Here is an 18,294-nt window from a genome sequence, read left to right on the forward strand (position 1 = left end):
CCACTGTTCATGATCGCGTCGGCCGGCGCGGGGGCGGGGCTCAGATCTCCACCTCGTCGCGAACGGGCCTCACGCATGCTACCCGCAGCGCCGCGACGATCGCGGTGGCCATCCGCGGCACCTCGGCGGTCTTCAGCGGGGCCCGGGAGATGGCCATCCGCCAGTAGATCGGGCCGACGATCAGGTCGACCGCCGCACGCCTGTCGGTGTCCGGCGAGAGTTCGCCGCGCTCGACCGCCCGGCCGATCAGGATCCGGCCGACGGCCTGCTGGTAGTCGTCCAGGGCGGCCTGGAGCTTCTCCCCGATCTGGGGGTTGCGGGCCGCCTCGGCGAGCAGGTCCGGAATGATCTGGGCGGCCAGCCGGTGACGTAACGCACGCGCCATCACGTGCAGCAGGATCTCCAGGTCGCCGAGCAGGCTCCCGGTGTCCAACAGGGGCAGGTTGCGTCCGGCCACCGCGGATACCATGTCCAGCACCAGATCGAGCTTGGAGCGCCACCGACGGTAGATCGCGGTCTTGCTCACCCCGGCCCGCCGGGCCACCGCCTCGATCGACAGGCGTCCGTAGCCGACCTCGGCCAACTCCTGCATCACGGCGGCGCGGATGGCGCTGGTGATCTCCCCACGCAGCACCGCCGCGCCGGCCGGGGGGCGCCTCTTCTCGGTCGTCACGTGTAACAATGTAGCGCAACGACGGTACGGTTGCGTCCCGACGTTCGGTGGACTACTTTCCATGCAGCAGCGAGGCGGCTCCTCCCCGCCCGGCCACGCTGGACGACTTCACCGCACTGCTCCCCATCAGCACGAAAGATCGGAGCGCCTGATCATGGCCGACACCGCGGTGGCCGACCCCGAATCCGGACTGACCCGGGCCCAACTGGCCCGGCGGTACGGGCTTCGGGTGGCCGGGGAACGACCGCCCCTGGCCGAGTACGCCCGCCGGTTGTGGGCGTACCGGCACTTCATGACCGCGTACTCGCGGGCGAAGGTCGCGTCCTCGCTGAGCAACACCCAGCTCGGCCAGCTCTGGCAGGTGCTGACCCCGCTCACCAACGCGGCGGTCTACTACCTGATCTTCGGCCTGATCCTGGCGCAGCACCGGAACGTGCCGAACTTCATCGCGTACCTCTGCACAGGTGTGTTCATCTTCATCTTCACCCAGACCGCGGCGTCCAACGGCACCAACGCGATCAACGGCAACCTGGGCATGATCCGGGCGCTCCAGTTCCCCCGCGCCGCGCTGCCGATCACGGTCACCCTGGTGCAGCTCCAGCAACTGCTCATGTCGATGGTGGTGCTCGCCGCCATCGTGCTGCTCACCGGCGAGCCGATCACCTGGCGGTGGGTGCTGCTCGCCCCGATGCTGCTGCTCCAGACCATCTTCAACATAGGGCTGACCATGGTCACGGCCCGGCTCGGCTCCAAGGCCACCGACCTCAAGCAGATCATGCCGTTCGTGATGCGCACCTGGCTGTACGCCTCCGGCGTGCTCTACCCGGTGTCGCTCATCCGCGAGCACCTGCCCGGGTGGGCGGCGAACATCCTGGAATGGAACCCGCCGCTTGTCTTCATCGAGTTGGCCCGCTACGCGCTGCTCGACTCGCACCAGCCCAACCTGGTGAGTTCACCGCTGAAACTGTGGTCGCTCGGCCTGTTCTGGGCCGTCGTGATGGGTGTCGGCGGATTCGTCTACTTCTGGCGCGGAGAGAAGGAGTACGGCCGTGGCTGAGCAGACCCTGCCGGCGGGCGCCGGCACCGTGACCGACTCGGGCCGGATCCCCACCGTCGTGGTGGACGACGTGCACGTGATCTACCGGATCCACAAGGGCGCGTCCAGCGGCACCACCCCGGTCTCCGCGCTGAAGCGCCTCGCCTCCCGCACCAAGGCGCCCAACATCCGCGAGGTGCACGCGGTCAAGGGTGTGAGCTTCACCGCCTACGAGGGCGAGGCGATCGGCCTGATCGGCAGCAACGGCTCCGGCAAGTCGACGCTGCTCCGGGCCATCGCCGGCCTGCTCCCACCCGCCCGCGGCGCGGTCTACACCCACGGCCAGCCGTCCCTGCTCGGCGTGAACGCCGCGCTGCTCAACGACCTCTCCGGCGAGCGCAACGTGGTGCTCGGCTGCCTGGCCATGGGCATGGCGCCGGACGAGGTCAAACGGCTCACCCCGGAGATCATCGAGTTCTCCGGCATCAACGAGCGCGGCGACTTCGCCTCGCTGCCGATGCGCACCTACTCCTCCGGCATGGGCGCCCGGCTGCGCTTCGCCATCGCCGCGGCCAAGAAGCACGACGTGCTCCTGATCGACGAGGCGCTCGCCACCGGCGACCGGAAGTTCCGGGCCCGCAGCGAGCAGCGGGTCCGCGAACTGCGCGCGAGCGCCGGCACGGTCTTCCTGGTCAGCCACTCGATCGGCTCGATCCGCGACACCTGCGAGCGGACCATCTGGCTGGAGAGCGGCGTGCTGAAGATGGACGGCCCCACCAAAGAGGTCTGCGACGCGTACGAGAACCAGAAGTAGCCCACCGGAGCGCACCGGCCGGGTTCCGCCCGGACGGTGCGCTCCGTCGTTCGCGTTAAGGTTTGCTGGGCCGTCGGTCAAAGTTCACCAACCGGTCACCCTTCCACCAGAGTGAGGTACGGCAATGACGCAGGACCACACCACCGCACCGGACGCCGCGCCGGCGAACCCGGCACCCTGGCGACCCGCGCGTACGGTGGCCGTGATCCTCGCCGGAGGCACCGGGACCCGCCTCGGCCTGGGCATCCCGAAGCAACTGCTGAAGATCGCCGGCAAGCCGATCATCGAGCACACACTGGCCGTCTTCGAGGCCGCGCCGGAGATCGACGAGATCGTCGTGCTGATGGCCACCGGCCACGTGCCCGACGCGGAGCGGATCGTCGCCGACGCCGGCTTCCGCAAGGTCACCAAGGTGATCGAGGGCGGCGACACCCGCAACGACACCACCCGGATCGCGCTCGACGCGGTCGGCGAGGGCGACGTCAACATCCTCTTCCACGACGCGGTCCGCCCGCTCGTCAGCGCCCGGATCGTGCGCGAGTGCGTGAACGCGCTCTGGAGCTACTCGGCGGTCGACGTGGCCATCCCCTCCGCCGACACGATCATCCAGGTCGACGCGGACGAGTGCATCACCGACATCCCGGTCCGGTCCCGCCTGCGCCGCGGGCAGACCCCGCAGGCGTTCCGCTCCGGCACCATCCGGGAGGCGTACCGGCGGGCCGAGGGCGACCCCGACTTCGCCGCCACCGACGACTGCGGCGTGGTGCTGCGCTACCTGCCCGGCACGCCGATCAAGGTGATCGACGGCTCGGACGAGAACATCAAGGTCACCCACCCGGTCGACGTGCACCTCGCCGACAAGCTCTTCCAGCTCGCCGCCGCCCAGGCGCCCCGGCTGACCGACCACCGCAGCTACGCCGAGGAACTGACCGGCCGGACCATCGTCGTGTTCGGCGGCAGCTACGGCATCGGCCACGACCTCACCGAACTGGCCCGCCGCTACGGCGCCCAGGTCTTCCCGTTCAGCCGCTCCACCACCGGCACCCACGTCGAACGCGCCGAGGACGTGGCCGCCGCGCTGACGACCGCGTTCGAGGCCACCGGCCGGATCGACCACGTGGTCGTCACCGCCGGGATCCTGGAGAAGGGCGCGCTCGCCGAGATGGACGACGAGACGATGGACCGTCTCCTGCACGTCAACTTCGTCGGGCCGGTCACCATCGCCCGGCAGTCGCTGCCCTACCTTCAGCAGACCAAGGGGCAGCTGCTGCTCTACACGTCCAGCTCCTACACCCGGGGCCGGGCACGCTACGCGCTCTACTCGGCCACCAAGGCCGCGCTCGTCAACCTGACCCAGGCGCTCGCCGACGAGTGGGCGGAGTTCGGCGTACGGGTCAACTGCGTCAACCCGGAACGCACGGCCACCCCGATGCGCAGCAGGGCGTTCGGCGAGGAGCCGGAGCACACGCTGCTCGCCTCCGAGGCGGTCGCCCAGGCGTCCCTGGACGTGCTGATCTCCGAGCTGACCGGCCAGGTGGTCGACGTGCGGCGGGCCCCCGGCGAGCCGGTGGCCGCGGTGCCCACCCAACCCGGCCCGCACCGGTCCGAGCTGACCACCGGCGCCTGAGACCGACGGGACGAACCAGATGCGTGGGGACCTGGTCCGGAAACTGCTCGCCCGGGTGCTTACCAGCGGGCTGGCGGTGCTGGCGTTCCTCCTGCTGGCGCTCACCGGTGCCACCGCCGCCGGGCTGGCCGTGGCGGTCGCCGCGCTGGCCGCCACCGCCTGGGAACGGCGGGTCCGGCCCAGCGCCGACGGCCTCGTCGAGACGGTGCTGGTGGCCGCCGGCATCCTGGTCGGCTATGCCCGCCGGGCCGACGACGGATTCGACCCGGCGCTTGCCGTGACCGCGCTGGTCCTGCTCGGCCTGGTGCTGCTCGTCGGCCCGCTGCGCCAGGCCGCCGCGCTGGAGATCCGGGCGGCCAACCTGCCGGTCCGCTCCTGGGCACCACCTGTCGCCGCCCGGCTCGGCGACGCCCTGCTGGTGCTGCTCGCGCTTGTGGCGCTCGCCGCCGCGCTCGCCCTGCCGGCCTGGCTCCCGCTCGTCGCCACGCTGCTCGTCGGCGCCGGCTGCGCCGTGGTCGCGCTCGACCTGGCCCGGCGCCGGTTCCGGCCGCCGGCCGGCGGTGGCCCGATCGGCCGGGCGCTGCGCCGGCACCAGCCGGAGTTCCTGCTGCACTTCTCCGCCCCGCCCGGCTCCGAATACCAGGTGACCATGTGGCTGCCGTACCTGGAACGGATCGGCCGGCCGTTCCTGGTGGTACTGCGCGAGCCGGAGTTCCTGCCGACCGTGGCCGCCGCGACCCGCGCCCCGGTGGTCCTCTGCCCCACGCTGAAGGCGCTGGACGAGGCCCTGGTGCCCAGCCTGCGGGCGGCGTTCTACGTCAACCACGGCGCGAAGAACGCCCACTGCATCCGGTTCCACCAGCTCACCCACGTGCAACTGCACCACGGCGACAGCGACAAGGCACCGAGTGCCAACCCGGTCTCCGCGATCTTCGACAGGATCTTCGTGGCCGGGCAGGCGGCCATCGACAGGTACGCCCGGGCCGGCGTGGAGATCCCCGCCGAGAAGTTCGTCGTGGTCGGCCGCCCCCAAGTCGAGGACATCGAGGTACGCCGGGAGCACGCGCCCGCGTCGGCACACCCGACCGTCCTCTACACCCCGACCTGGACCGGCCACCACGCCGACGCCAACTACTGCTCGCTTCCGGTCGCCGAAACGCTTATCCGCCGGCTGCTGGACCGCGGGGCGGCGGTGATCCTGCGCGCCCACCCGTACACCGACCGGAACCCGGCCTCGGCCCGGCAGCTCGCCCGACTCACCGAACTGCTCGCCGCCGACCGGGCGAAGACCGGCCGGCCACACCTGTGGGGTGCCGCAGCGGCCCGGGAGCTGACGCTCACCGAGTGCGTCAACCGCGCCGACGCGCTTGTCTCCGACGTCTCCGGGGTCATCTCCGACTGGCTCTACTCCGGCAAGCCGTACGCGGTCACCGACACCGGCGCGGACGGCGCACACTTCGTCGAGCGGTTTCCCCTGGCCGGCACCGGCTACGTGCTGCGCCGCGACATGTCCAACGTCGACGACGTACTCACCGCGCTGCTTGACACCGACCCGAAGGCGGCCGACCGATGGGCCGCCCGGACCCGCTACCTGGGCGACTTCCCCACCGACGGCTACGCCGAGGCGTTCCTCGGCGCCGCCCGCCGCGAGTTGGAGCCGGACTTCGCCGTTCCGGCGCCGCGCACGCCGTAGGGCCGGTTCCCCAAGGGCGGTCGAGCCGAGGCGGCCGGCCAGCCCTGCGAAACCGGCCCTAGAGGTACGGGTCGAGCAGCGCGAGCACCGCCGCGGGATCCTCGACGTGCGCGTTGTGGCCCAGCCCCGGCAGCGTGGCCACCGGAACACCCAGTTCCTTGAGCTGCGCGTCGGTCACCATCGGGTCCAACTCGCCACAGGCCAGCAGCACCGGCACGTCGACGGCGGCGAGCAGGGCCGGCAGCCGGGGCGCCCCCACCGCGAACGCGGCCGGATCCATGGCCAACCGCCAGCGGCCGTCGCCCCGGCGTAGTCCCGCGTCGACCACCGGATGGTCCGGCGCGAACAGCCCGGCGAGTCCGGACACCCGCAGGTAACGACGGGCCGCCTCGTCACGGGTGGCGAACCAGGTCACCGGCCGGGCGGCCAACTCCTCCGCCTTCGCCAGCTCGGCCGGCGACCAGGCCACCTTGATGCCGAGCCCGACCACCGCGTCCACCGGCAGGCCCCACTGCCGCGCGGCAAGCGCCAGCGCCACCACGCCACCGAGCGAGTGCCCGAGCAGCACCAGCCGGTCGTCCGGGCCGAGCCGGACCGCGCCGAGCCCGTCCACGACGCGCTGAGCCAGGGCCGCGAAGGAGTACCCGGTCGCGGTAGCACCCTCGCCGGCGTCTCCCGGCACGGCGTCGGCCTCTGACGCAATGGCAGCCTCTGACGCGGTGGCAGCCTCTGGCGCGGCGTCGGCACCAGGCGCAGTGACAGCCCCTGGCGCGGCGGCGGCTCCGTCTGCGGCGGCCCTCGGGGGCAGTGGCGGCGACCAGCCGTGGCCAGCCAGGTCGGGGGCGAGCCAGCGTCCTGGCCAGCGGCGTTCCAGCAGCGGCGCCCACGGCAACCACACCTCGCCGGTGGCCCCCATGCCGTGTAGGAGCACCAGGTGACGGGTCCCCCTCGCATCGCCCATACGGCGCAGTCTGCCACCGGACGGACACGCTGCGCGAGAGCGGACACCTCTCCGACGCCCCTGACACACCCATACCGTTCCAGTCGTCGCCCGTGCCTAGCACGAGTGGAACGTCATGGGTGTCTTCGGCGCGTTGATGCACCCATACCGTTCCAGTCACGGCCCGGGCGGAGCACGAGTGGAACGCCACGGGTGTCTCCGACGACCTGACACACCCATACCGTTCCAGCCATGGCCGGCCGAAGCACGAGTGGAACGTCATGGGTGTCTGGGGCGCGTTGATGCACCCATGGTGTTCCAGTCGTGAGCTTCAGGGGAGCGCGGGTGGAATGTGAGGGGTGTCTGACCGGCGTGCGGAATCCCGGTCGCCGTGTGCCGCCGTGTGTTCCGGGTGGGTGGGGTGTCCGGTTCGATGGTGGTGGGCGGCACTCTGACGGTGGAATCGGCCCGGGGGTGGGGGCGTTGTAACCGGGTGAACGACCGAGGAAGGCCAGCGCCGTTCACTGCGCGGCCGAGCACGTGCCCCCGGGAATGGCGGTGGGCAGCCGGTCGTTACACAGTCTCCCGGCCCCGTGGTGTGGCCCTGCCCCGCGGAGCAGCCGGCATCCCCCGCAAATCCTGAGTGCCTGACGGTGCTTGCGCGCGTGCCGAACATCCCCCGTGCGGTGCGCGTCGTCGACCCCCGAATGGAGCCCCCACCATGAACACGATCCTGCGTAAGAGCGTTCTGGGTGTTGCTGGTCTCGCGTTTACCGGTGGTGTGTTCGCCGGTCCGATCGCCGCCCACGCCGACACCCCCACCCACACCACCAAGCCGGTCGCGGCCGTGCAGGCCGAGGGCAAGCAGTCCACCATCACCCTCAACGACGAGCAGACCGCCAACGCCAAGGCGATCATCGCGGCGACGAAGAAGGCCGGCCTGCCCGAACGGGCCGCGGTCATCTCCATCGCCACCAGCCTCCAGGAGTCGAAACTGGAGAACCTGGGCCACCTCGGCGACACCAACGACCACGACTCGCTGGGCCTGTTCCAGCAGCGCCCCTCCTCCGGCTGGGGCAGCCCGGAACAGATCACCGACCCCGAGTACTCGACCCTGGCGTTCCTGAAGGGTTTGAAGCAGGTCGACGGCTGGCAGGACATGCCGCTGACCAAGGCCGCCCAGACCGTCCAGGTGTCGGCCTACCCGGACGCCTACGCCCAGTGGGAGAACCAGGCCACCGACCTCGTCACCACGCACTGGACCAAGTAACAGACACGCAGAAGGCCGGCACCCCGCAACAACGGGATGCCGGCCTTCACGCGTGTACCCGCAATGGTCAGGCGGAGTAACCGCGCGTGGCCATCCAGTTCGCCAGGTCTACCGTGGCGACCCAGTACGACGGCAGCGACGGGTCGGCCGAGTCGGCGATCCGTACCGTCCGGCCGTCGTTTTTGTAGCCGATCACGGCGACGTAGTGGCCGCCCGGGAACGAGTGCCAGCCGCCGTTGGTGTCGGTGGCGTCGCCGACGATGTTCGAGACTACGGCCCGGCCGTTGCTGACCGCGTTGACGACGTCGGCCTGGAGCCGGTCGACCTGACCCGGGGTGGCCGCGCCGGGGATCATGCGGGTCCGGTACGGGGTGCCCTTGACCTGCTGGTTGAGCACCCGGGTGGTGTCCTCGGCCGAGTTGGTGCCCATCTCGGTGGTGCCGAGGGCGGCGGCCAGCGTGTCCTGGCTGCGCTCGATGCCGGTGGCGCTGAGCGCGTTCCGCACGGCGGCCGGACCGCAGTAGTAGTAGGTGGTCTGCGCCTGGTAGTCGTAGTCGAGCACCTTGCTCGACGGTGGCTTCGGCTTGGCCTTCGGCGTGGTGTCCGGGTCGGCGGCCTTGGCCGCGACCTTCGCCGCGACCTTCGCCGCGACCTTCGCCGCGGGCGAGGCCGTGGGAGAGGCACTGGGCGACGCGCTCGGCGAGGCGCTGGGTGAGGCGCTCGGCGACGGGACGGCGCCCCGCGCCTCGCTCCGGCTGGCGGTGTCGCCGAGGCGGGAGCCGAGTTCCGCCACGGCGGTGGTGTTGTTCCGCTGAGCCGGGGCCTCGGCGGTGGTGGTCAGGGCGGCGCCGGCACCGCCGGCCAGCACGAGGGCCGCCGCCGAACCGGCGATGATCTGGTACGGGCGCTCGGTCGCGAGCCGCCGCAGCTGACGCTTCAGGTGGTGCTTCACGGATTCCTCCACGGGGGTGGGCGGCACACGCCGGCCCGGCACGCGGAGGTGGTCAAGCGCGCTGGCGGGCTGGGCGTCCGCGGGTGGTGGCCCGATATGACGGGCGGATCGGGGGGTCGGCTACGCGTCGCCTCAGGCGCGCGCCGGCCCCCGTAGGCCGTGGAGGCGGGGGGACGATCGGGGGGTGGTTGGCACGAGGAGGTAACTCCTTCCGTGGCCGCCGACCGGGTTAGCTGACGGATTCGGGCGGGAAGTACGCCCTACCGCGGGCCGTGGGCTCCGCGGATTCACCCCGGTGTTGCTGTGGGTCCCCGGTTCGTGTGTGCACGATTAGGCGGGTCGGCGCGGCGACGCCATCGGCGATCGACAACCGCACCGGACGCGCCGACACTACCGATGGGTACGGCGCATGCCAAGCGCTCCTACCTGCGGAAACGTGCCCGGCGACTACGGATTCGGCACAGTCGGTCACCGACGTGACTCAATGGGACACGGGTCCTCGACGGCGCCGGCTGGCGGAAACAGGACGTCCGGCGGGTGGAGAACCGGACGCCCGGAGCGGCAGGGGACACCGGCCTCGACGGCGAACCGGGCCGGTGACCCGGCTCACCGCGTTCGGTAACGATTCGGCCGAGGCCGCCGCTCAGCCGACGCGGGCCGGCCGCCAGAGGGCGTTGCGCACAGGAGCCGGCACCGGTACGCGAGTCGCGGCCGGGGCCCGGAACGCCGGCGCGGGCCACAGCGCCGTCGCGGCGGCGTACGCCTCGGCGGCGAGCGTCCGGGCGGACTCGGCGGCCAGTTCGGCGTCCCGCCACGCCAGCCGCTCCCGCTCGTCGACCGCCTCCCAGACGGCTCGGCGTCCGTCCCGAACCGTCCGGGCCAGCACGATCTCCTGCGCCGCCGGGTGACGGCAGGGGTCCCACCCGTTCCGGCCGGCCAGCACGTCGGCGAGCTGGCGGGCGGTCAGGTCGCCCCGCCAGTGCGCCGTCATCGCGGCGTGACGCAGCCAGCGCTCGCGCGCCGCGTACTCGGCCGGGGTGCGGGGTGTGTGCGGTTCGGGCAGTGCGGCGGCGCCGGTCAGGCGGCGGGCGGCCGAGTCCGCCTCGTCGTACGCCGCCCAGGCGCGCTCCGCCTCGCCCTGGGCGGCCAGCCACCGCTCGCGGCGACGCCGGGCGGTCTGGGCGGCTCCGGCGGCGGCCACCGCCACCTCGTCGGCGTACCGGGTCAGGTCGGCCCGGTGCAGCGCCTCGACGTCGGCCGGGTCGGGTTCGGCCTCGGTCACGCCGTCGCGTTCGGGGCGGGCGACAAGCACGGTGAGCAGGACGAGGGCGAGCACGGTGAGGGCCGACCAGATGGCGGCGGCCTCGGGGACCGCGGTGAGGAAGTTGAGGAGAACGGTCTGCGACATGGGCGGGCACCTCACGGGAGACGGTGACGGGTAGTTCCGCACGGCCGGTCGGGGGCGGGGCGCTACCGGGATCCGGGCGCCGCCGGGCCGCCGAGGGGGCGGGTGCGGGTGAGGTTCGGATGGGCGACGGGACGGACCCGTGGCGGGTCAGCGGCCGGGCGGGGCCCGCGGGCCGGCCGGCGCCGTCGGTTGACCGGCCGGGACCGGGTGCCGGCCGGTTGGGCGTACGACGGCGCCCTCCGGCTCGGGCTCCGGGACGCCGGTGGAGGCGGTCCGCCGCTCGGTGGCGGCGTCGTGCTCCGCCCGCGAGCCGGCATCGGCGCGGAACGTCGATCCGGCATCGGCGCGGAACGTCGACCCGGCGACCGGGCCGACCAAGCCGACCGGCGCCGGCGACGAGGCGGCAGCCGGCAACGAGGCGGCGCCGAACGAGAAGGCGACGACCACGGCCAGGCTGGCGAGCATGCGTGCGGCCCAGCGCGCCACCCACCACACGGGACAGGTGAGCGCGATCGGAAGCACGGGTACAAACTACCCGCGATCCCACCGCGACGCACCGTCACCCGGCGTGTCGCAACGCCACCGACCAGGGTGGACGGGTCAGTCCGGCCGGCGCGACTCGGCGTACTCGATCGGGCGGTCGGCGTCGTCGGCGGCCGGCCGGGGTGCGGGCACGGCCGGCGCGGTGGCGGCGCGGGCCCGGCGCGGCGGGCCGAGGAGGCGCATCATCGGCACCTCCACCCAGCGGTGCAGGGCGGCGGCGAGCGCCAGGGTGAGCAGCAGGAAGCCGAGCACCGCGAGCGGGCCCCGCCAGCCGGGCAGCCCGGTGCCCCAGTCGCCGGTGAGCCGCAGGACGGTCACCATGACCAGCACGTGGACGAGGTAGAACGCGAACGAGACCTCGCCGAGCCAGATCATCGGGCGGGACCGCCACGGGGTCCGCCGGCCCCGCACGTCGGCGTCCGCCGCGGCGGTGATGACAAGCAGGTACGCCACGGCGAGCAGCGCCGCCCAGAACTCGGCCCGGATCCACAGCGCGGCGACCACCCAGGTGGCCACGAAGAGCGCGCTCGCCACGGTCAGATTGGGGCCGCGCCAGCGGTGGCGGCGCATCAGCTCGGCGGCGGCGGCTCCCATCCAGAACTCGAAGGAGCGGGTGACCGGGAAGATCTGGGTGAACCACCACCGCTGCTCCTCGGGCACCAGGTGCTGGCCCGGCCAGAGCGCCAGGATGAGCAGCGGCGCGGCGACGAGCACGGCCGCCAGCACACCGGTACGCGCCCGGCGCAGCCACGGCACCACAAGCGGCAGGCACAGGTAGAAGGCCAGTTCGCAGGAGAGCGACCAGCTCACGTTGTTGACGCTGTAGAAGTAGCCGTTGAGCGGGATCCACGCCTGGACCAGGAAGAGGTTGCCGATCGCGGCCCACGGCAGGACCGGGTCGGCGAACCAGGCCGCCACGGCCAGCGCCGCCACGAACGTCACCACGTGGTTCGGATAGATCTTGGCGAACCGGCGCCGCAGGAACGTCCGGCCGCGCTCGCCGTCGCGATACGACCAGACAAGCACGAATCCACTGAGGATGAAGAAGAACTCGACGCCGGAGAGTCCGAGGCTGAAGGCGCGGTCCACCACCGCCTTCAGGTCCGGCTCGGCGATGATCCGCATGGTGCCGGCGTGGAAGCCGAACACCAGCAGGGCGGCGATCCACCGGAGCCCGGTCAGCGACGGCAGCCGCGGAGCGCGGGTGGTGGTCGGCGCACTTGTCATCCCGGGCACCCTACCCGGGGCGGCCGGCCGGCCTCGCGCGGCGGCGTCCCGGCCGGAACCCGGCGAACGCCGGATAGGCTTTCCGTTCCCGCACGTGCGGGGCCGGTCCTGGCCTCGCCGGGCCCGTACGGAAGGTGAGCGACCGGATGCACCAGCGGATCCTGCTCCGCGCCCGCAAGGGCCCGTTCGACGTCCTGACACCGGAGGAGACCTTCGCCGGCAACTGGATCGGCGACAACAGCGGCAACCTGGTGTTCAGCCACGCCGCGCACAAGCTGCTTGCCACCTCCACGGCGCAGATCACCCCGAACCGGGCACCGGCCGACCCGCGCGACGCCGACGAGATCAACGAGCGGTACGACGTCTTCGTGGTCCCGCTCGCCAACGCCTTCCGCCGCAGCTTCGTGCACCGCCTCAACCCGCTCACCCGGCTGATCGAGCGCCTGAAGATCCCGGTGGTGGTCCTCGGCGTCGGCGTGCAGACGGACGTCGACGGGGACCGGGAATACCTGCGCCAGATCGACGAACCGGTAAGCGCGTTCTGCCGGGCCGTGCTCGACCGCTCGCACCGTATCGGGGTGCGCGGCGAGATCACCGAGAGCTACCTGCGTACCCTCGGTTTCTCCGCGGTGGAGCAGATCGGCTGTCCGTCGATGTTCCTGCACGGCGACGAGTTCCCGCTGGAGAAGAAGCGCCCGGAGCTGACCACCGACGACCGGATCGCGTTGACCATCTCCCCGTACGTCGCCTCCATGGCCAAGGTCGTCCGCCACCACCGGGAGCGCTACCCGAACCTGTGCTACGTCCCGCAGGATCTGCGGACCCTCGGCACCCTGCTCTACGGCGACGCGCCCGAGCACCGGGGCAAACGCAGCGAGATGCCGCTGCACACCTCGCATCCGCTCTTCGTCGAGGACAAGGTGCGGATGTTCGTCGACCCGTGGACCTGGATGTCGCACCTGTCCGACTTCGACTTCAACTTCGGCACGCGGATCCACGGCACCATCACGGCGCTGCTCGCCGGCACCCCCGGCTACCTCTTCGCCCACGACTCGCGCACCCTGGAACTGGTCCGCTACTTCGACATCCCGCACCGGATCATGCGGGACGTGCCGGCCGACGTCGACGCCGCGGACCTCTACGCCGAGGCCGACTACACCGCGCTGACCGCCGGTCACAAGGCCCGCTTCGACACGATCACCGCGTTCCTGGCCAGGCACGACCTCGGCACCTCGTTCGCCGACGGCGACAGCGCCGCCCGGTTCGACAAGCAGGTCCGCGAGACGGAGTTCCCGCCCGCCGTCGGGCCGGTCGCCGCCGCCCCGCCGACCGAGCTGCTGGCCCGCATCCAGCGGCTCCGCGACGAGAACCGCACGCTCGCCGACACGATCGACGGGCTCCGCGCGCAGGGGTTGCGCCAGCGGATCAAGCAGGCCGTCCCGGACCCGGTCCGCCGCATGCTGGGGCGCTGACGCTCGTACGCCTGTTCGATCGCGGGGTACGATCGCGGGCGTGTCAGACGTCGCGTACCAGCCCTCGATGCTCGACCTCGCCGCCGACGGCCCGACCCTGGGTCCGCTCGCCGGCCGGTTGCGCCGCCACGAGTTGAGCCGGGGCGCCTGGGTCGACCATCTGCCCGGCTGGGTGCGCGGGTCCGACGCGGTGCTCGACACGCTGCGCCGCGACGTGCCGTGGCGGGCCGAACGCCGCACCATGTACGACACCGAGGTCGACGTGCCCCGCCTGCTCTGCTGGTATGCCGCCGGCCGCCCGCTGCCGCACCCGGTGCTCACCACCGCCCGCGACACGCTCACCCGGCACTACGCGCCCGAACTGGGCGAGCCGTTCGTCACCGCCGGCCTGTGCCTCTACCGCGACGGGCGGGACAGCGTGGCCTGGCACGGCGACACCCAGGGCCGTTCCGCGCACACCGACACCATGGTCGCCATCGTCTCGTTCGGCTCGCCCCGCCCACTGCTGCTGCGCCCGCGCGGCGGTGGCGGCCCCGGCCTGCGCTTCCCGCTCGGTCACGGCGACCTGGTGGTGATGGGCGGCTCCTGCCAGCGCACCTGGGAACACGCGGTGCCGAAGACCGCCCGACCGGTGGGTCCCCGGGTCAGCGTCCAGTTCCGCCCCGCCGGGGTGGCCTGACCCCGACCCGGAGCCCGTGCTAGAAACAACCACCCCGCACCGGAGATGTGAAGGGCGAGGCGATGACCCAGTTCCCCACGTGGACGGTGCACGGCGACGGCCGTTCGGTACGCCCCGGCGACGTGGTCCACCCCGGTGAACGGCTCTCCTGGCCGCGTACCGTCGGGGTGGGCGTGCAGCACGTGGTCGCCATGTTCGGCGCCACCTTCACCGTCCCGCTGATCACCGGCTTCCCGCCGGCCACCACGCTCTTCTTCTCCGGCCTGGGCACGTTGCTGTTCCTGCTGATCACCGGCAACCGGCTGCCGTCGTACCTCGGGTCGTCGTTCGCGTTCATCGCCCCGGTGATCGCCGCGAAGACCGACGGCGGCATCGGGGCGGCCCTCGGCGGCATCGTGGTCGCCGGCGCCGCGCTGGCGCTTGTCGGCGTCGTGGTGCACCTCGCCGGCGCGCGTTGGATCGACGCCCTGATGCCCCCGGTGGTCACCGGCGCGATCGTGACGCTGATCGGGCTCAATCTCGCGCCGGTGGCGTGGGACGGTGCCGGCGCCGGCACCGGCGTCAAGGCGCAGCCGCTCATCGCCGTGATCACCCTGGTCGCGATCCTGGTCACCACGGTGCTCTTCCGTGGCTTCCTGGCCCGGCTGTCGATCCTGGTCGGCGTGGCGGTCGGCTGGCTGGTCGCCGCGCTGGCCGGCCAACTCGACCAGCAGGCGGTCACCGGGCTGCGGCGGGCCGCCTGGGTCGGGCTGCCGGAGTTCCACACGCCAAGCTTCAGCCTGCGCGCGGTCGTGCTCGTCATCCCGGTGATCCTGGTGCTGATCGCGGAGAACGCCGGGCACGTCAAGGCGGTCGCCGCGATGACCGGCCGGAACCTCGACCGGCAGATGGGTCGGGCGTTCCTCGGCGACGGCCTCGCCACCGTGCTGGCCGGCTCCGGCGGCGGCTCCGGCACCACCACGTACGCGGAGAACATCGGCGTGATGGCGGCGACCCGCGTCTATTCCACTGCCGCGTACTGGGTGGCCGGCGGCGCGGCGATCCTGCTCGGGCTCTGCCCGAAGTTCGGCGCGCTGATCCTCACCGTGCCGGCAGGCGTGCTCGGCGGCGCCACCACCGCGCTCTACGGGCTGATCGCCGTCCTGGGCGCCCGGATCTGGATCGAGAACCGGGTCGACTTCCACGACCCGGTCAACCTGTTCACCGCCGCGGTCGCGGTGATCGTGGGCGCCGCCAACTACACGCTGACGGCCGGCGACCTGTCCTTCAACGGCATCGCCCTGGGCACCGCCGCCGCCCTGGTGATCTACCACGGCATGCGCCTGACAGCCCGCCTCCGAAACACCACCCCACCCCCGCCCCCACCCAGCCCGGGGGCCTGATTCACGGAAAGCGTGGCTGTCCGGGGCGGGACAGCCGCGCTTTCCGTGAATCAGCGCGCGGGGGTTTGAGGGTTGAGGGGCTGGGTCAGTCGCGGTCGATGTGGTGGCCCACCACGGTGGGGCCGAGCATCACGGCGAAACCGGAGCCGTCGCGGCGCGGATCCGCCGGCGGCAGGTCCACCGGGTCGCCGTTCGCCGTCGCGGCCACCGGCCGAGGGCCGATCCAGGCCACCGACAGGTCCAGCTCACCCTTGAGGAGCCGCTGCGCGCGCACGCCGCCGGTCGCCCGCCCCTTCGCCGGGTACGCCTTGAGCGGCGTCACCTTGACCGTGGCGCCCGTCGACGTGACCACCATCGGCTCGCCGTGCCGCGGATCGTCGGTGCGAACCGCGCCGAAGAAGACCACCCGCGCACCGGCCGGCAGGTTGATGCCGGCCATCCCGCCGCCCTTCGGACCCTGTGGGCGGACCAGGGACGCCGCGAAGCGCAGCAGCGACGCCTCCGAGGAGACGAACGCCAGCGCCTCGGCGCCGTCGGCCAACCAGGCTGCGCCCACCACCTCGTCCCCGTCCCGCAACGAGATCACCTCGAACTCGTCCGAACGGACCGGCCAGTCGGGCGCGCACACCTTCACCACGCCGTGCCGGGTGCCGAGCGCCAGGCCGGGCGACCCCTCGGCGGACGGCCCCAGCGGCGCCAGCCCGACCACCGTCTCCCCCGGCGCCAACGGCGCCAACTCCGCGGCCGACATGCCGCCCCGCAGCGACACCGTGCCGGACTGCTCCGGCAGCACCGGCAACGGCAACACGTCGATCTTGAACGCCCGGCCGGCGCTCGTCACGAGCAGCACCCGGCCCCGGGCGGTGGAGTGCACCACCGCGCGTACCGCGTCGTGCTTGACCCGGCCGCTGCGCCGGCGCGCCTCGGCGGCCTCCTCCGACTCGGCCGCGGTCCGCGCGACCAGCCCGGTGGCGGACAGGATCACCTGGCACGGGTCGTCGGCGACCTCCAGCGGACCGGCCGGCACGGAGGCCGCCAGCACCTCCTTCAGGTCGCCGTCGACGAGCGTGGTGCGCCGCTCGGCGCCGAACTGCTTCACCACCGAGGCCAGCTCGTCGGAGACCAGCTTCCGCAGCACCTTCGGATCGTCGAGGATGTTCGACAACTCGGCGATCTCGCCGCGCAGCTTCTCCTGCTCGGCCTCCAGCTCCAGCCGGTCGTACTTCGTCAGCCGGCGCAGCGGAGTGTCCAGGATGTAGGTGGCCTGGATCTCGGAGAGCTTGAACCTCTGCATCAGGCCGTCCTTGGCCGCCTGGGCGTCCTCGCTGGCCCGGATCAGCTTGACCACCCGGTCGATGTCGAGCAGGGCGATCAGCAGGCCGTCGACCAGGTGCAGCCGCTCCTCCCGCTTGCGCCTGCGGTAGGAGCTGCGCCGGGTCACCACCTCGTAGCGGTGCGACAGGAACACCTCGAGCAGTTCCTTGAGCCCGAGCGTACGCGGCTGGCCGTTCACGAGCACCAGGTTGTTCACGCCGAAGGACTGCTCCAGCGGGGTGAGCCGGTAGAGGTCGGCGAGCAACGCCTGCGGGTTGACCCCGACCTTGCACTCGACCACCAGGCGGGTGCCGTTCTCCCGGTCGGTGAGGTCCTTCACGTCGGCGATGCCGGTCAGCCGCTTGGTCTTGTTGACCTCGTTGGTGATCGCCGCGATGACCTTCTCGGCGCCGACGCCGTACGGCAGCTCGACGACCGTGATGGCCTGCCGGCCGCGGCTGCCCTCAAGCGGCCCGATCTCCACCCGGCCGCGCATCCGCACCACGCCGCGCCCGGTCTCGTAGGCCCGGCGCACCTCGTCCAGGCCGAGCAGCAGCCCACCGGTGGGCAGGTCGGGTCCGGGCACGAACTCCATCAGCCGGTCGAGGGTGGCGTCCGGGTGGTTGATCAGCCAGCGGGCGGCCTGGACCACCTCGCCGAGGTTGTGCGGGATCATGTTCGTCGCCATCCCGACCGCGATCCCGGACGCGCCGTTGACAAGCAGGTTGGGGAAGGCGGCCGGGAGCACGGTGGGCTGGGTCAGCGAGCCGTCGTAGTTGGGCTCGACGTCGACGGTGTCCTCGCCCAACTCCCCGACGAGCAGCATCGCGGGCCGGGAAATCCGACACTCGGTGTATCTCGCCGCCGCCGGTCCATCGTCTGGACTACCAAAGTTTCCATGTCCGTCGATGAGTGGCGTGTTGAGCGAGAAGTCCTGGGCGAGCCGGACCAGTGCGTCGTAGATCGCGGTGTCGCCGTGTGGGTGGTAGCGACCCATCACGTCACCGACCACGCGGGCCGACTTGACGTGTGACCGGTCCGGCCGGAATCCCGACTCGTGCATCGACCAGAGGATGCGCCGGTGCACGGGCTTGAGCCCGTCCCGGGCGTCCGGCAGAGCGCGGGAGTGGATGACCGAGAACGCGTACTCCAGGTAGGAGTCGGAAACCTCGGTGACAAGCGGGTTGTCGAAGACCCGGGCGCCTGCCTGGTCGAAGGCGGAGAGGTCCGCCTTGGCGCGGTCGTCCTTGCGGCGTGCCATGGT

At 72.2% G+C, this 18,294-nt stretch carries 15 protein-coding genes and 1 riboswitch; of the genes, 8 read left to right on the forward strand and 7 right to left on the reverse strand.

Annotated elements, in window-relative coordinates:
• Positions 1-40: 40 nt before the first annotated feature.
• Positions 41-673, reverse strand: a complete 633-nt coding sequence (locus tag SM450_RS18120) for a TetR/AcrR family transcriptional regulator (protein ID WP_474620914.1) — start codon at positions 671-673, stop codon at positions 41-43.
• Between the two features lie 154 nt (positions 674-827).
• On the opposite strand from SM450_RS18120, the gene SM450_RS18125 reads away from it, so the two are divergent.
• The 4 genes from SM450_RS18125 to SM450_RS18140 all read left to right on the forward strand — a co-directional run bounded on the left by SM450_RS18125 (position 828) and on the right by SM450_RS18140 (position 5,843).
• Positions 828-1,730 (forward strand): ABC transporter permease, encoded by a 903-nt coding sequence (locus SM450_RS18125; RefSeq protein ID WP_474620915.1) that lies wholly within the window; start codon positions 828-830, stop codon positions 1,728-1,730.
• Positions 1,723-2,523 carry an ABC transporter ATP-binding protein gene (locus tag SM450_RS18130; protein WP_474620916.1) on the forward strand — a complete coding sequence of 267 codons (801 nt, stop codon included), beginning with the start codon at positions 1,723-1,725 and terminating at the stop codon, positions 2,521-2,523. The genes SM450_RS18125 and SM450_RS18130 overlap by 8 nt, the downstream gene beginning before the upstream one ends.
• Before the next feature lie 124 nt (positions 2,524-2,647).
• Positions 2,648-4,150 (forward strand): D-ribitol-5-phosphate cytidylyltransferase, encoded by a 1,503-nt coding sequence (locus SM450_RS18135; protein ID WP_474620917.1) that lies wholly within the window; start codon positions 2,648-2,650, stop codon positions 4,148-4,150.
• Between the two features lie 19 nt (positions 4,151-4,169).
• Positions 4,170-5,843, forward strand: a complete 1,674-nt coding sequence (locus SM450_RS18140; RefSeq protein ID WP_474620918.1) for a CDP-glycerol glycerophosphotransferase family protein — start codon at positions 4,170-4,172, stop codon at positions 5,841-5,843.
• Between the two features lie 58 nt (positions 5,844-5,901).
• Here the strand turns inward: SM450_RS18140 and SM450_RS18145 are convergent, their stop codons facing one another.
• Positions 5,902-6,804, reverse strand: a complete 903-nt coding sequence (locus SM450_RS18145) for an alpha/beta fold hydrolase (protein WP_474620919.1) — start codon at positions 6,802-6,804, stop codon at positions 5,902-5,904.
• Between the two features lie 700 nt (positions 6,805-7,504).
• Here SM450_RS18145 and SM450_RS18150 point away from each other — a divergent pair.
• Complete coding sequence (locus tag SM450_RS18150; RefSeq protein WP_474620920.1) at positions 7,505-8,053, forward strand: hypothetical protein; 549 nt, start codon at positions 7,505-7,507, stop codon at positions 8,051-8,053.
• A 67-nt stretch (positions 8,054-8,120) separates the two neighbouring features.
• On the opposite strand, the gene SM450_RS18155 is transcribed toward SM450_RS18150, so the two are convergent.
• The 4 genes from SM450_RS18155 to SM450_RS18170 all read right to left on the reverse strand — a co-directional run bounded on the left by SM450_RS18155 (position 8,121) and on the right by SM450_RS18170 (position 12,183).
• A complete protein-coding gene (locus SM450_RS18155) occupies positions 8,121-9,017 on the reverse strand; it encodes a C39 family peptidase (RefSeq protein ID WP_474620921.1) in 897 nt (298 codons plus the stop codon).
• Between the two features lie 191 nt (positions 9,018-9,208).
• Positions 9,209-9,352: riboswitch (cyclic di-AMP (ydaO/yuaA leader) on the reverse strand.
• Positions 9,353-9,648: 296 nt separating this feature from the next.
• Positions 9,649-10,413, reverse strand: a complete 765-nt coding sequence (locus SM450_RS18160) for a hypothetical protein (RefSeq protein WP_474620922.1) — start codon at positions 10,411-10,413, stop codon at positions 9,649-9,651.
• A 147-nt stretch (positions 10,414-10,560) separates the two neighbouring features.
• The gene (locus SM450_RS18165) at positions 10,561-10,935 is read right to left on the reverse strand and encodes a hypothetical protein (RefSeq protein WP_474620923.1); all 375 of its coding nucleotides are present in this window, start codon (positions 10,933-10,935) and stop codon (positions 10,561-10,563) included.
• 78 nt (positions 10,936-11,013) lie between these two features.
• Entirely contained in the window at positions 11,014-12,183 is a 1,170-nt protein-coding gene (locus SM450_RS18170; RefSeq protein WP_474620924.1) for an acyltransferase family protein, read from the reverse strand.
• Positions 12,184-12,329: 146 nt separating this feature from the next.
• Here SM450_RS18170 and SM450_RS18175 point away from each other — a divergent pair, with 146 nt between their 5' ends.
• The 3 genes from SM450_RS18175 to SM450_RS18185 all read left to right on the forward strand — a co-directional run bounded on the left by SM450_RS18175 (position 12,330) and on the right by SM450_RS18185 (position 15,716).
• Complete coding sequence (locus tag SM450_RS18175; RefSeq protein ID WP_474620925.1) at positions 12,330-13,655, forward strand: polysaccharide pyruvyl transferase family protein; 1,326 nt, start codon at positions 12,330-12,332, stop codon at positions 13,653-13,655.
• A 40-nt stretch (positions 13,656-13,695) separates the two neighbouring features.
• A complete protein-coding gene (locus tag SM450_RS18180) occupies positions 13,696-14,334 on the forward strand; it encodes an alpha-ketoglutarate-dependent dioxygenase AlkB (protein WP_474620926.1) in 639 nt (212 codons plus the stop codon).
• Between the two features lie 62 nt (positions 14,335-14,396).
• Positions 14,397-15,716, forward strand: coding sequence for a uracil-xanthine permease family protein (locus tag SM450_RS18185; RefSeq protein WP_474620927.1), 1,320 nt, complete (start codon positions 14,397-14,399; stop codon positions 15,714-15,716).
• A gap of 85 nt (positions 15,717-15,801) precedes the next feature.
• Here the strand turns inward: SM450_RS18185 and SM450_RS18190 are convergent, their stop codons facing one another.
• Entirely contained in the window at positions 15,802-18,291 is a 2,490-nt protein-coding gene (locus tag SM450_RS18190) for a DNA gyrase/topoisomerase IV subunit A (protein WP_474620928.1), read from the reverse strand.
• Positions 18,292-18,294 lie beyond the last annotated feature (3 nt).

This window comes from Micromonospora marincola (assembly GCF_056150385.1).

Bases quoted from the DNA above. Each gene is read 5' to 3' on its own strand.
- SM450_RS18125 (WP_474620915.1), top strand. From the start codon at position 828: ATGGCCGACACCGCGGTGGCCGACCCCGAATCCGGACTGACCCGGGCC.
- SM450_RS18135 (WP_474620917.1), top strand. From the start codon at position 2,648: ATGACGCAGGACCACACCACCGCACCGGACGCCGCGCCGGCGAACCCG.
- SM450_RS18140 (WP_474620918.1), top strand. From the start codon at position 4,170: ATGCGTGGGGACCTGGTCCGGAAACTGCTCGCCCGGGTGCTTACCAGC.
- SM450_RS18145 (WP_474620919.1), bottom strand. From the start codon at position 6,804: ATGGGCGATGCGAGGGGGACCCGTCACCTGGTGCTCCTACACGGCATG.
- SM450_RS18150 (WP_474620920.1), top strand. From the start codon at position 7,505: ATGAACACGATCCTGCGTAAGAGCGTTCTGGGTGTTGCTGGTCTCGCG.
- SM450_RS18160 (WP_474620922.1), bottom strand. From the start codon at position 10,413: ATGTCGCAGACCGTTCTCCTCAACTTCCTCACCGCGGTCCCCGAGGCC.
- SM450_RS18170 (WP_474620924.1), bottom strand. From the start codon at position 12,183: ATGACAAGTGCGCCGACCACCACCCGCGCTCCGCGGCTGCCGTCGCTG.
- SM450_RS18175 (WP_474620925.1), top strand. From the start codon at position 12,330: ATGCACCAGCGGATCCTGCTCCGCGCCCGCAAGGGCCCGTTCGACGTC.
- SM450_RS18185 (WP_474620927.1), top strand. From the start codon at position 14,397: ATGACCCAGTTCCCCACGTGGACGGTGCACGGCGACGGCCGTTCGGTA.
- SM450_RS18190 (WP_474620928.1), bottom strand. From the start codon at position 18,291: ATGGCACGCCGCAAGGACGACCGCGCCAAGGCGGACCTCTCCGCCTTC.